Here is an 11,986-nt window from a genome sequence, read left to right on the forward strand (position 1 = left end):
GGCTACTCCGCCGCCTTCCGGGCGTAGATGCCCATGGTGTTGTAGGGCGCGTAGGGCGGGAAGGCGCCGATCGCCGCCATGTCCACCTCCACCAGCGAGGGCCCCGGAGTCGCCACCGCCCGCGCCACCGTTTCCGCGAGGTCCGCCGCGGCGCCGACGCGGAACGCCGGCAGCCCCGCCACCGCCGCCAGCTTGCCGAAGTCCGGCCCCAGCAGGTCGCCGAAGAACATCCGCCCGTCCTGCAACGCGCCCTGGATGTGCTTGATGACGCCGTAGCCCCGGTCGTTCATCACCATGACCACCAATTCCGCGCGCTCCTGCACCGCGGTCCAGAGTTCCGTCTGGTTCACCGCGAAGCCGCCGTCGCCCACCATGGCGATCGCCTTCCGGCCCCCGCCCGCGAGCGCCGCACCGATGCCCATCGGCAGCCCCGGCCCGATCGCCGCGCTGACCGGATGCACCGCGTCGCGCGGCCCGTACACCGGGAACACGCGGTTTCCCCAGGAGCTGTTGCTGATGGTCACGTCCCGCACCCACAGCGCGTCGCGGGGCAGGGCGCCGCGTAAGGCAGCCGGGAACTCCGCGTAGGGGCCGAGCGTCTCCAGGTACTCCGCCGTGGCCCGCCGCTTCGTCTCTTGGAAATCGGCCGCGAAGCCCGGGTCCACGGCGATGCGGCCCCGCAAGCGCTCGGCCAGGCCCTCCATCGCCAGCCCCGCGTCGCCGCAGACGAAGGCGGCGCTAGGATAGGTCCTGCCGTTCGCCGCCGGGTCCACGTCCATCTGCACCAGCGGCTGCGGCAGCTTCAGCGCGAACTCCATCGTCTCGTGCCCGCGCAGCTTCGACCCCGCCACCAGCACCGCGTCGCAAGAGCGATAGAACTCCTGCACGCTCGGCGAGCCGTTGCCGTGCAGCCCGCCGAGCGTCATCGGGTGGTCCTCGGGCACGATGCCGCGCCCGTTCCAGGAACTCACCGCGCCGAAGCCCAGGTCGAGCAGCCGCAGGGCCGCCGTCCCCGCCGCCTTGGCGCCGTTGCCGAGCCAGAGCATGGGCCGCCGCACCTTGACCAACACCTCCGCCGCCGCGTCCAGTGCCGCCTCGGCCGGCGGCAACGGTGGCGGCACCGGCAGCACGAGCGTGTCGAGCGCGTCGGGCCGGGCGATGGCGGTGCGCTGGATGTCGATCGGCACCTCCACGCTCACCGGCCCCATGGGCGGCGTGAGCGCTAGGGCGGCCGCGCGCGTCAGCACCCCCAGCGCCTCGGGCGCCGAGCGGACCCGCAGCGCCGCCTTGCACACCGCGCCGAGCATCGCCGTCTGCCCCGGCAGGTCGTGGACGGTGCCCATGTCGCGGTCGATGAACCTGGTCGGCGTCTGCCCGGTGATGTGCAGCACCGGGCTGCCCGCGAACGCCGCCTCCGCCAGCCCAGGCATGGCGTTGGCCGCCCCCGGCCCGGTGGAGGAGAACACCACGCCGAGGTGCCCGGACACCCGCGCGTAGGCGTCCGCCATGTGTGCCCCGCCCATCTCGCCGCGCACCATCACGTAGCGGATGGCGTTGCGCCGGCCGATGCCGTCCAGCATCGGGATGTTGTGGACCGACACGATGCCGAAGCAGGTGGAGACGCCGACCCGCGCCAGGAACTCCGCGACCAAATCGCCGATGTTGTAGCCGCCCTCAGCCATTGCCCCGCGCTCCTTTCACGGACGGCCCAGCACCTGCCCGTTGTGCTCGCCCAGCTTCGGCGCCCGTCGGGCGGAGAGCGGGCGCTTGCGGTCGAAGGAGATCGGCAGCCCCACCACGCGCGGCCCGCCTTCCGGCAGTTCCTGCACGATGCCCACCGCCGAAAGCTGCTCCGTCGCCGCCAGCTCGGCGATGTCGTTCACCGGCCCGCTCGGCACGCCCGCCGTGGCCAGCGCGTCCAGCCACTCCGCCCGCGTCCGTTCCCGAAGCGTCGCCTGGATGAGTGGGATCAGCTCGCCCTTGTTCCGCACCCGCTGCGGCCCCGTGGCGAAGCGCGGGTCCGTGCCCCATTCCGGATGCCCGAGCACCCGCGCGCACCGCGCCCAAAGCCGGTCGTTCCCCGCCGCCAGGCAGAGCGGCCGGTCCGCCGTGTCGAACACTTGGTAGGGCACGATCACCGCGCCGCCCGTGCCGTGCCGCTTCGGCACCTGCCCGTCGGCGAGAAAGGCGTTCAGCGGCCCCTCCACCCAATGCACCGCCGTCTCGAACAAGGAGGTGTCCACCAAGCACCCGCGCCCGGTCCGATCACGTTGGCGAAGCGCCGCCAGCGCGCCGATGACGCAGAACATGCCGGTCGCCTTGTCGTTGATGGAAGCGCCGCAGAAGGTCGGCGGGTCCTCCGGCCGCCCCGTCAGCGACATCATCGCGCCGTAGGCTTGCAACAGCGGATCGAAGCCCGGCGCGAGGCGCATCGGCCCCTCGTACCCGAAGGCCCAGATGGAGCAGTAAACGAGGCGCGGGTGCCGCTCCAGCATCGCCTCCGGCCCGATGCCAAGCTCGTCCACCACGCCCGGCCGCAGATTCTGGATTAGGATGTCCGCCGTTTCGCAAAGCCGGTGCAGCGCCTCCACGTCCCCGGCCGCCTTCAGGTCCAGCGTGACGCCGAGCTTGTTCCGGTTCTGCCCGTGGAAGTAGAGCGAGGTGTCGCCGCCGAGCGGAGGCCCCCAGGGCGGCCCCCAGCCGCGCGCGTCGTCGCCGCCCTCCGGCTTCTCGACCTTGACGACTTCGGCGCCCATGTCGGCCAGGATCGCGCCGGCGAGCGGCCCCGCGAGCGCCTGTCCGACCTCGACGACGCGGAGCCCTTCCAGCGGCCCTGTCACGCCCCAGCGCCCCCCTTCAGCGGCGCCAGGGGGGGCGGCAGCCCGTCCGGCAAGGGCACGCGCGCCACGTTGAGCGTCATCGCCACCGCGACGTAGTAGCCGCAGGCCGCCACCAGATCGACCAAGCCCCGCTCGCCGAAGCGCTCCACCACGGCCGCGTAGGTCGCGTCCGAGACGGAGCGCTCGCGGTGCAGTTCCGTGGCGAACTCGTAGACGACGCGCTGGTCCGCATCCATGTTCCCCGGCCGCTCGCCGCGCGCGATGGCCTCGGCGATGGCGGGCGGGAGCCCGGCTTTCATCGCCAGCGCGTGGTGCGCGTGCCATTCGAACTGCGCCGTCCACTCCCGCGCCGTGACGAGGATGGCCAGCTCGTTCAGCGCCGCCGGGATGGAGCTGTTGAACCGCACGTACTCGCCCACGCGCTGGAAGCGGTCCGCCACCTCCGGGCTCCGCAGCCAAGCCTGGAACGGCCCGCGCAAGCCCCCGCGCGGCCCGCCGGCGATGGCCTCGGCCACCTCCCGCTGCCGCGGGGTCATGCGCTCGGGCGCGAGGGGCGGCAGCCGCTCCGGTCCGGTCGCACCACCCATGGCCGTCCTCCCTGTGCTTTCCGCCGATCATCGCCGCTGCCGGCCGGCGCGGCAACGCCCTTGGGCAATGTCCCCTTCGCAAGCGGCCTTTGCTGCCCTAGCGTCCCCGGCGCAGGGAAAAGGCCGTCGGGAGAAACCCTTGGCGTACGCGTTGCAGCAGCTGATCAACGGGATCAGCCTGGGGATGATCTACGGCCTGATCGCCGTGGGCTACACCATGGTCTACGGCATCATCGGCATGATCAACTTCGCGCACGGCGACATCTTCATGATCGGCGCCTTCGTGGCGCTCATCGCCCTGCTGCTGCTCCAACTCGGCGGCGTCATGGACGGGGCGGCCGCCATCCTCCTCGTGCTGCTGTTCTCCATCGCCGTCACCGGCCTCTACGGCTGGACCACCGAGCGCATCGCCTACCGCCCGCTGCGCGGCTCCTTCCGCCTGGCGCCGCTAATCTCCGCCATCGGGCTGTCCATCGTCCTGCAGAACTTCGTGCAGGTGAGCCAGGGCGCCCGCGTCAAGCCGGTCGAGGCGGTGGTGCGCGGCGGCGTCGAGGTGTTCCGCGAGGGCGACTTCGCCGTCCAGCTCTCCTACATGCAGATGCTCATCATCGGCACCACGCTCGCGGCGCTGGCGGCCTTCACCATACTGGTGACGCGGACGCCCCTCGGCCGCGCCATGCGCGCCTGCGAGCAGGACCGGAAGATGGCGGCGCTGCTCGGCATCGACACCGACCGCACCATCTCCCTCACCTTCGTCATCGGCGCGGCGCTGGCGGCGGTGGCCGGCACCATGTACCTGCTGCGCTACGGCGTCATCGACTTCTACATCGGCTTCCTCGCCGGGGTGAAGGCGTTCACCGCCGCCGTGCTGGGCGGCATCGGCTCGCTCCCGGGCGCGGTGCTCGGCGGCCTGCTGATCGGGCTGATCGAGACCTTCTGGAGCGCCTACTTCAGCGTGCAGTACAAGGACGTCGCCGCCTTCTCCATCCTGGTGCTGACGCTGATCTTCCTGCCGACCGGGCTGCTCGGCCGGCAGGAGGTCGAGAAGGTATGAACCCCGCCGCCGCGCTGCGGGACGCCGGCCTCGCGGCGCTCGTCGCCTTCGGGCTCTTCGCGCCCCTGGTCGGCCTGCGGACGGACGTGTCGCCCACCGGCGGGCTGTTCCTGCGCACGCGCTGGGCCGACGTCGCCATCCTTTGCGGCATCGTCTTCGCCGGCCGGCTGCTCCTCTCGTTCTGGCTCGGCCGGCGCGGCTTCCGCCCCACCGCCGGCCCCACGCCCTGGACGGCGCGGCTGGAGCGCATCGGCGCCTTCGTCGCGCCGGTCCTGCTCGGCGCCGCCCTGGTGCTGCCCTTCATCCCCGGCGTCGGCCGCTACGAGCTCGACATCGGCATCCTGGTGCTGACCTACGTGATGCTCGGCTGGGGGCTGAACATCGTGGTCGGCCTCGCCGGGCTGCTCGACCTCGGCTACGTCGCCTTCTACGCCATCGGCGCCTACTCCTACGCGCTGCTGGCGACGTATTTCGGCCTGTCCTTCTGGATCTGCCTGCCGCTCGCCGGCATCCTCGCCGCCTTCTGGGGCATCCTGCTCGGCTTCCCGGTGCTGCGGCTGCGGGGCGATTACCTCGCCATCGTCACGCTCGCCTTCGGCGAAATCATCCGGGTGGTGCTCCTCAACTGGGTGAGCCTGACCGGCGGCCCCAACGGCATCGGCGGCATCCCGCGCCCGACCTTCTTCGGCCTGCCCTTCTCCATGGACGGCGGCCCCGGCACCTTCGCCGGCTTCTTCGGGCTGGAGCCCTCGCCGACGCACCGCGTGGTGTTCCTCTACTACCTCATCCTCGGGCTGGCGCTCCTGACCAATTGGGTGACGATCCGCCTCCGCCGCCAGCCCCTCGGCCGCGCCTGGGAGGCGCTGCGCGAGGACGAGATCGCCTGCCGGGCGCTCGGCATCAACGTGACGACGACCAAGCTCTCCGCCTTCGCCCTCGGCGCCATGTTCGGCGGCTTCGCCGGTGCCTTCTTCGCCACCCGCCAAGCCTTCATCAGCCCCGAAAGCTTCACCTTCATCGAGAGCGCCATCATCCTCGCCATCGTCGTGCTCGGGGGGCTCGGCAGCCAGGTCGGCGTGGCGATCGCGGCGCTGGTGATGATCGGCGGCTTCGAACTGTTCCGCGACCTCGAAGAATGGCGGATGCTGGTCTTCGGCGGCGCCATGGTGGTCATCATGGTGCTGCGCCCGCGCGGCCTGGTCGGCACCCGCACGCCCACCGTCGCCCTCGGCCAGAAGCGCGCCATCAGCGGCGACCTGGTGAGCGAGGGCCACGGATGAGGGGCGACGGCGGCCGCCCCGGCGGGAGCGGCACGATCCTGGAGGTCGCCGGCCTCACCATGCGCTTCGGCGGGCTGGTGGCGGTGGACAGCGTGTCCTTCGACGCCCGGCGCGGCGACATCACCGCCCTGATCGGCCCGAACGGCGCCGGCAAGACCACCGTGTTCAACTGCATCACCGGCTTCTACCGCCCGAGCGAGGGCGCCATCCGGCTGCACGTCCGGGACGGCGCCCCCCCGGTCGAGCTGCACGCCCTGGCCGGGCACAACATCGCCCGCGCCGGCGTGGCGCGCTCCTTCCAGAACATCCGCCTGTTCCCCGGCATGACCGCGCTGGAGAACCTGCTGATCGCCCAGCACAACACCCTCATGGCGGCCTCGGGCTGGGGCATAGGCGCCGTGCTCGGCCTTTCGCGCTACCCGCGCGCCGAGCGCGAGGCCATCGCAAAGGCGCGCCGCTGGCTGGACGCCACGCGCCTGATCGAGCGCGCGGACGACCCCGCCGGCGCGCTTCCCTACGGCGCGCAGCGGCGGCTGGAGATAGCCCGCGCCATGTGCACCGACCCGTCGCTGCTCTGCCTGGACGAGCCGGCCGCCGGCCTCAACCCGCGCGAGTCGGACGAGTTGGCGCGCCTCCTGCTGAGCATCCGCGCCGACGGCACCTCCATCCTGCTGATCGAGCACGACATGGGCGTGGTGATGCGGATCAGCGACAAGGTGGTGGTGCTCGACCACGGCAAGCTGATCGCGGCCGACGCGCCGGCCGCCGTGCGTGCCGACCCGCGCGTCATCGCCGCATACCTTGGCGTGGACGACCCCGAGGAGACCGCGGCGTGAGCGCCGCCGCGGTCCCCACGGGCCGGCCGATGCTGGAACTGGACGGCGTTTCCGCCGGCTACGGCCCGGTGCAGGCCCTTTCCGCCGTGTCCGTCCGGGTGATGCCGGGCGAGATCGTCACCCTCATCGGCGCCAACGGCGCCGGCAAGTCCACCCTGCTGATGACCATCTGCGGCGACCCGAAGCCGCGCGCCGGGCGGATCGTCCTCGAAGGCAAGGACATCGCCGGCCTCCCCACCCACGCCATCATGCGCCTCGGGCTCGCGCAGTCGCCGGAAGGCCGTCGCGTCTTCCCGCGCATGACCGTCAACGAGAACCTCGTGATGGGCGCGGAAACCCTCGGCAGCGGCGGCGACCGCTCGGCGGTGCTCGGGGAGGTTTTCGCCCTGTTCCCCAGGCTGCGCGAGCGCCTGTCCCAGCGCGCTGGCACCCTGTCCGGCGGCGAGCAGCAGATGCTGGCCATCGGCCGCGCCCTCATGTCCCGCCCGCGCCTCTTGCTGCTGGACGAGCCCTCGCTCGGCCTCGCGCCGCTGATCGTGCGGCAGATCTTCGCGGCGATCCGCGACCTCAACGCCAGGACCGGACTGACGGTGCTGATCGTGGAGCAGAACGCCAATCTCGCCCTGCGGCTGGCGCACCGGGGCTACGTGCTGGTCAACGGCCGCATCGCCATGGAAGGCACCGGCGCCGAGCTGCTGGCCCGGCCGGAGGTGCGCGACGCCTACCTCGGCGGCGGCGCCCCGTTGCCCCTGGGGGCCGCGGAAGCGCCGAACCCCCTCTGAAGCCCGTGCGCCGGCTGGTGCAAAAACGCCCGGCCTCGCCTACCTTCGTTCCGGGCGGGCAAACGCCGCATCCAGATCTGGGGAGACGAACGATGCTGCAAAGACGAGTGGTTCTCGGTTCCGCGCTGGCCCTGGCCGGCGCCGCCCGCAGCACCTGGGCGCAAGGGCAAAGCGGCCCCATCCGCATCGGCTGCGTCGGCCCGATGACCGGGCAGTACGCCGCCTTCGGCACGCAGATGAAGGCCGGGTCCGAGCAGGCGGTGGCCGACCTCAACGGCCGCGGCGGCGTCATGGGCCGCCAGCTCGCCTTGGAGATCGGCGACGACGCCTGCGACCCGCGGCAGGCGGTCAGCGTGGCGAACCAGATCGCCGGGCGCGGCGTGCGCTTCGTCGCCGGCCACTTCTGCTCCGGCTCCTCCATCCCGGCCTCCAAGGCCTACGCGGAGGAGGGCGTGCTCCAGATCAGCCCGGCCTCCACCAACCCGCGCTTCACGGACGAGGGCGGCTGGAACACCTTCCGCGTCTGCGGCCGCGACGACCAGCAGGGGCAGGTGGCGGGTGCCTACATCGCCAAGGAGTTCCGCGGCAAGAAGGTTGCCATCCTCCACGACAACTCCGCCTACGGCAAAGGCTTGGCGGACGAGACCAAGAAGTCGCTGAACGCCGCCGGCCAGCAGGAAGCGCTCTTCGCCGCCTACACCCCCGGCGAGCGCGACTACAACGCCATCGTCTCCCGCATGAAGGGCGCAGGGATCGATGTGGTCTACATCGGCGGCTACCACACGGAAGCCGGCCTCATCCTCCGCCAGGCCAAGGAGCAGGGGATGAACGTCACCCTGATCGGCGGCGACGCGCTGGTGACGAACGAGTTCTGGCAGATCTCCGGCGCCGCGGGCGAGGGCACGCTGATGACCTTCAGCTCCGATCCCCGCCGCCGCCCGCAGGCGGCCGAGGTGGTGCAGCGCTTCCGGGCGAAGAACATCGATCCGGAGGGCTACGTCCTCTACACCTACGCCGCCATCCAGATCTGGGCGCAGGCCGCCGAGAAGCTCAAGAACCTCGACCCGCGCCAGATCGCCAACGCCTTGAAGGCGCAGGGGCCGTGGCAAACGGTGCTCGGCGAGATCAGCTTCGACCGCAAGGGCGACGTCACCGTGCCGGACTACGTCTTCTACGTCTGGAAGAACGGCAGCTACAGCCAGATGTAGGCCTTGCGAATCGGCGGACGGGCATCCATCTTGGCCGCAGTCGCAACACAACTGAAAGGAGGTGATCCAGTGTCTCATTGTTTGAAGGCGGGTGCCGCGGTCGCGGTCTGGATCATCGCCCCGGCCACTGCGGGGGCGGCTTCCTAGCCGCTGGCGGCTTGATCGCCGTCACTCAATGGGGAGGCCCCGGCGGGAAACCGCCGGGGCCTTCCGCATTTCGGGGATTACTCCAAGCGCATCCCGGCGGCGCGGACGACCTCGCCCCAGCGCTCGCGCCCGGCGCGCACCCAGGCCGCCGCCGCTGCGGCGTCGCCGCCCTCCGCTTGCGCCCCCCACTCTGCGAGGCGTGCCGCCGTCGCGGCGTCGTCGAGGACCGCGCGCACCAGCGCCGCCCATCCCGCCGCCTCCGCCTCCGGCGTGCCGCGCGGCGCCAGCAGCAGCAGCCCGATCCGCACGTCGAAGCCGGGCAGGCCGCTCTCCGCCACGGTCGGCACCTCCGGCAGCGCGGGATCGCGCCGCGGGCTGGATACGGCGAGCGCCCGCAACCGGCCGGACCGCACGAGGTCTGGCCCGCCGCCCATCGCCAAAAAGCCTGCCTGCGCCGACCCCGACAGCACGGCGGTGAGCGCTTCCGTGTTGCCGCGCAGCGGCACGTGCTCCAGGGCGCCAGACGCCAAGCCCGACCTCTGGCGCAGGTGCTCCATCGCCAAGTGCCCGGGCGAACCGACACCGGCCGAGGCGTAGAACAATGGCTGACGCTTCGCCGCCGCAAGAAAGCCAGCCAAGTCGGACAACCCGGCGCCAGGGTGCGCCACGAGCACCAGCGGGAAGGAGCTGACGAGCGTGAGCGGAACCAAATCCCGCACGGGATCGAAGCCCATGTCGCGGTAGAGGTGCGGGTTGACTGTGAACGGCGTGTCTATGCTGGCCAGCACGGTGCGCCCGTCCGGCCGGGCCTGCGCTGCCGCCGCCGCGCCGATGTTGCCGCCCGCGCCCGGCCGGTTCTCTACGACGACCGGCCCGCGCCCGTCACGCTGCACGCGGTCGGCGAGCAGCCGCGCGACGCCGTCCAACTGCCCGCCCGGCGGGAAGTTCACAACGATGCGCCGCGGCTCGGGGCCCTGCTGAGCCCGCGCCGGCCGCGTCGTGGCGCCGAGCGCGAAGCCCGAGCCGCACAGCGCCCGTCTCGTCCAACGGCCCTCGCGCGCGAGGTCCAGGCCACCACCCATCCTTCCCTCCCGTCGCTGGCAAGCCGCGGCGTTGCGGCTAGGCTACGCGCGCGACCGTCCGGGAAGCCAGCGCCGATGACCGCCATCCGCAACGTGCTCTTCGTGATGTGCGACCAGCTCCGCTGGGACCACCTGTCCTGCGCCGGCCACCCCTTCCTGCGAACACCCAGCATTGACGCGCTGGCCGCGCGCGGCGTGCGTTTCAGCGAAGCCTTCGTGCAGAGCGGCATCTGCGGCCCGTCCCGCATGTCCTTCTACACCGGCCGCTACGTCTCGACGCACGGCGCCACCCACAACCGCGTCCCGCTCTCGGTGGGCGAGGTGACGCTCGGCTGGCACCTGCGCGAGAGCGGCCGGACCCTCGCCCTCGCCGGCAAGACGCACGTCCTGCCGGACGCGCGCGGGATGCGGCGCCTCCAACTCGACGGCCAGGACGATCTCGCGGCGCTGCTGCGGGAAGGCTACTTCTCGGTGGTGGACCGCCACGACGGCCACCACGCCGAGCCGGCCTCGGCCTACGCCCGCTGGCTCCGCGCCAAGGGCTACGACAGCGCCGACCCCTGGACGGACTTCGTCATCGGCGTCGAGGACGCGGAAGGCCGGGTCCTCTCGGGCTGGAAGATGCGCCACGCCGGCCTGCCCGCGCGGGTGCGGGAGGAGCACAGCGAGACCGCCTACACCACCGACGTCGCCCTGGACTTCATGCGCCGCCAGGGCGACGACCCTTGGGTGCTGCACCTTTCCTACGTGAAGCCGCACTGGCCCTACATCGCCCCTGCGCCCTACCACGCGATGTTCAAGCCCGAGCAATGCCTGCCGGTGAGCCGCCACCCCGCCGAGCGGACCGAGGCGGCGCACCCGGTTTTCCGCGCCTTCCAGGACGAGGAGGTGGCGCGGAGCTTCCAGCACGACGCGTGCATTCGCACCGTCCGTCCGGCCTACCAGGGCCTGATCCGGCAAGTGGACGACCACTTGGGCCGCGTATGGGACGAGATGGAGCGGCTGGGGCGCTGGCGCGACACGCTCGTGATCTTCACCTCGGACCACGGCGACTACCTCGGCGACCACTGGCTCGGTGAGAAGGAGCTGTTCCACGACTGCATCCAGCGGGTGCCCTTCCTGCTCTACGACCCGTCGCCCGCCGCGGATTCCACCCGCGGCACAACGGACGCCCGGCCGGTGGAAGCGATAGACGCGGTGCCGACGATCCTTGACGCCCTCGGCCTCGACCCGGCGCGCCACCTCGTCGAAGGGCGCTCGCTGCTGCCGGCCGTGCGCGGCGAGGCCGGGGGCGAATGGCGGGACGCGGTGTTCAGCGAACTCGATTGGACGCTGCGCGGCGCCCGCCGGCGCCTCGGCCACCCGTCCGGCCAGCACCACGCCTGGATGGTCCGCACCGCGCGATGGAAGTACGTCCATTGGACGAGCGGCCACCGCCCGCAGCTCTTCGACCTGGACGCCGATCCGGAGGAGTTCCACGACCTGGGCGCCGACGCGTCGCACGAGGCCACGCGGCGGGCGATGCGCGAACGGCTGCTGCGCTGGTTCACCGGCCTGAAGCGCCGCACCACCATCACCTGGGAAGAGGCGGAAGCCCGCACGGACAACCACAAGCGCGCCGGCGTCTTCTACGGCGAGTGGTGAGGCGGGCCGCCCGCTACCCCTCCAGGCCGACCGGATAGTAGTCCCGGCCGAAGTAGATCAGACCGCCCTCGTTCGGGCTGCCCTGCCGGATGGCCTCGATCTCGGCGAAGACCACGATGTGCGTACCCTTCTCGACCATGTCGGAGACGCGGCAGTCGAACGCCACCATCGCGTCCACCAGCACCGGCGCGCCAGTGGCCAACCCGGTCCAGGTGCCCGCATCGAAGCGCTCCTCCATGGTGCACTTGGTCGAGCCCGCGAAGACGCGGGACACCTCCGCCTGGTGGGCCGCGAGGGTGTTGACGCAGAACACCCCGTTCTCCCTCAGCCTCGGCGCCGCCGTCGCGCCGCGGTTCATGCAGAGGAGCAGGGTGGGCGGGTCGTCCGTCACGCTGCACACCGCGCTCGCGGTGAAGCCGCCGCGCCCGGCCGGTCCCCCCGTGGTTATCACGTTCACCGCCGCGCCCAGCCGGGCCATGGCGTCGCGGAACTCCTGCCGATCCACGGCCATGCCCGACCCGTCCCA

At 72.0% G+C, this 11,986-nt stretch carries 11 protein-coding genes; 6 read left to right on the forward strand and 5 right to left on the reverse strand.

Annotated elements, in window-relative coordinates; all coding sequences use genetic code 11:
* Positions 1–2: 2 nt before the first annotated feature.
* Genes ABD067_RS14835 through ABD067_RS14845 form a run of 3 tightly spaced genes read right to left on the reverse strand, consistent with a single transcriptional unit; the run spans position 3 to position 3,427 of the window.
* Positions 3–1,682 carry a thiamine pyrophosphate-binding protein gene (locus tag ABD067_RS14835; RefSeq protein WP_343896120.1) on the reverse strand — a complete coding sequence of 560 codons (1,680 nt, stop codon included), beginning with the start codon at positions 1,680–1,682 and terminating at the stop codon, positions 3–5.
* A gap of 15 nt (positions 1,683–1,697) precedes the next feature.
* On the reverse strand, positions 1,698–2,840 hold the full coding sequence (locus ABD067_RS14840) for a CaiB/BaiF CoA transferase family protein (protein ID WP_343896121.1): 1,143 nt from the start codon (positions 2,838–2,840) through the stop codon (positions 1,698–1,700).
* Positions 2,837–3,427, reverse strand: coding sequence for a carboxymuconolactone decarboxylase family protein (locus tag ABD067_RS14845; protein ID WP_343896122.1), 591 nt, complete (start codon positions 3,425–3,427; stop codon positions 2,837–2,839). The genes ABD067_RS14840 and ABD067_RS14845 overlap by 4 nt, the downstream gene beginning before the upstream one ends.
* 139 nt (positions 3,428–3,566) lie before the next feature.
* Between ABD067_RS14845 and ABD067_RS14850 the strand changes: the two genes are divergently transcribed.
* The 5 genes from ABD067_RS14850 to ABD067_RS14870 all read left to right on the forward strand — a co-directional run bounded on the left by ABD067_RS14850 (position 3,567) and on the right by ABD067_RS14870 (position 8,587).
* Positions 3,567–4,481: an ABC transporter permease subunit gene (locus tag ABD067_RS14850; protein WP_343896123.1), complete on the forward strand. Its 915-nt coding sequence runs from the start codon at positions 3,567–3,569 to the stop codon at positions 4,479–4,481.
* Positions 4,478–5,761 (forward strand): high-affinity branched-chain amino acid ABC transporter permease LivM, encoded by a 1,284-nt coding sequence (livM, locus tag ABD067_RS14855; RefSeq protein ID WP_343896124.1) that lies wholly within the window; start codon positions 4,478–4,480, stop codon positions 5,759–5,761. The genes ABD067_RS14850 and livM overlap by 4 nt, the downstream gene beginning before the upstream one ends.
* Positions 5,758–6,597, forward strand: coding sequence for an ABC transporter ATP-binding protein (locus tag ABD067_RS14860; protein WP_343896125.1), 840 nt, complete (start codon positions 5,758–5,760; stop codon positions 6,595–6,597). The genes livM and ABD067_RS14860 overlap by 4 nt, the downstream gene beginning before the upstream one ends.
* Positions 6,598–6,626: 29 nt before the next feature.
* A complete protein-coding gene (locus tag ABD067_RS14865; protein WP_343896196.1) occupies positions 6,627–7,379 on the forward strand; it encodes an ABC transporter ATP-binding protein in 753 nt (250 codons plus the stop codon).
* Positions 7,380–7,471: 92 nt separating this feature from the next.
* Positions 7,472–8,587, forward strand: coding sequence for a branched-chain amino acid ABC transporter substrate-binding protein (locus tag ABD067_RS14870; protein ID WP_343896126.1), 1,116 nt, complete (start codon positions 7,472–7,474; stop codon positions 8,585–8,587).
* Positions 8,588–8,811: 224 nt separating this feature from the next.
* On the opposite strand, the gene ABD067_RS14875 is transcribed toward ABD067_RS14870, so the two are convergent.
* Positions 8,812–9,816 carry a Bug family tripartite tricarboxylate transporter substrate binding protein gene (locus ABD067_RS14875; protein WP_343896127.1) on the reverse strand — a complete coding sequence of 335 codons (1,005 nt, stop codon included), beginning with the start codon at positions 9,814–9,816 and terminating at the stop codon, positions 8,812–8,814.
* Positions 9,817–9,891: 75 nt separating this feature from the next.
* On the opposite strand from ABD067_RS14875, the gene ABD067_RS14880 reads away from it, so the two are divergent.
* Complete coding sequence (locus ABD067_RS14880) at positions 9,892–11,460, forward strand: sulfatase-like hydrolase/transferase (protein ID WP_343896128.1); 1,569 nt, start codon at positions 9,892–9,894, stop codon at positions 11,458–11,460.
* Positions 11,461–11,473: 13 nt separating this feature from the next.
* Here ABD067_RS14880 and ABD067_RS14885 read toward each other — a convergent pair whose 3' ends face one another.
* Complete coding sequence (locus tag ABD067_RS14885) at positions 11,474–11,971, reverse strand: flavin reductase (RefSeq protein WP_343896129.1); 498 nt, start codon at positions 11,969–11,971, stop codon at positions 11,474–11,476.
* Between the last annotated feature and the right edge of the window lie 15 nt (positions 11,972–11,986).

Source organism: Craurococcus roseus (genome assembly GCF_039523795.1).
GTDB classification, from domain to species: Bacteria; Pseudomonadota; Alphaproteobacteria; order Acetobacterales; family Acetobacteraceae; genus Craurococcus; species Craurococcus roseus.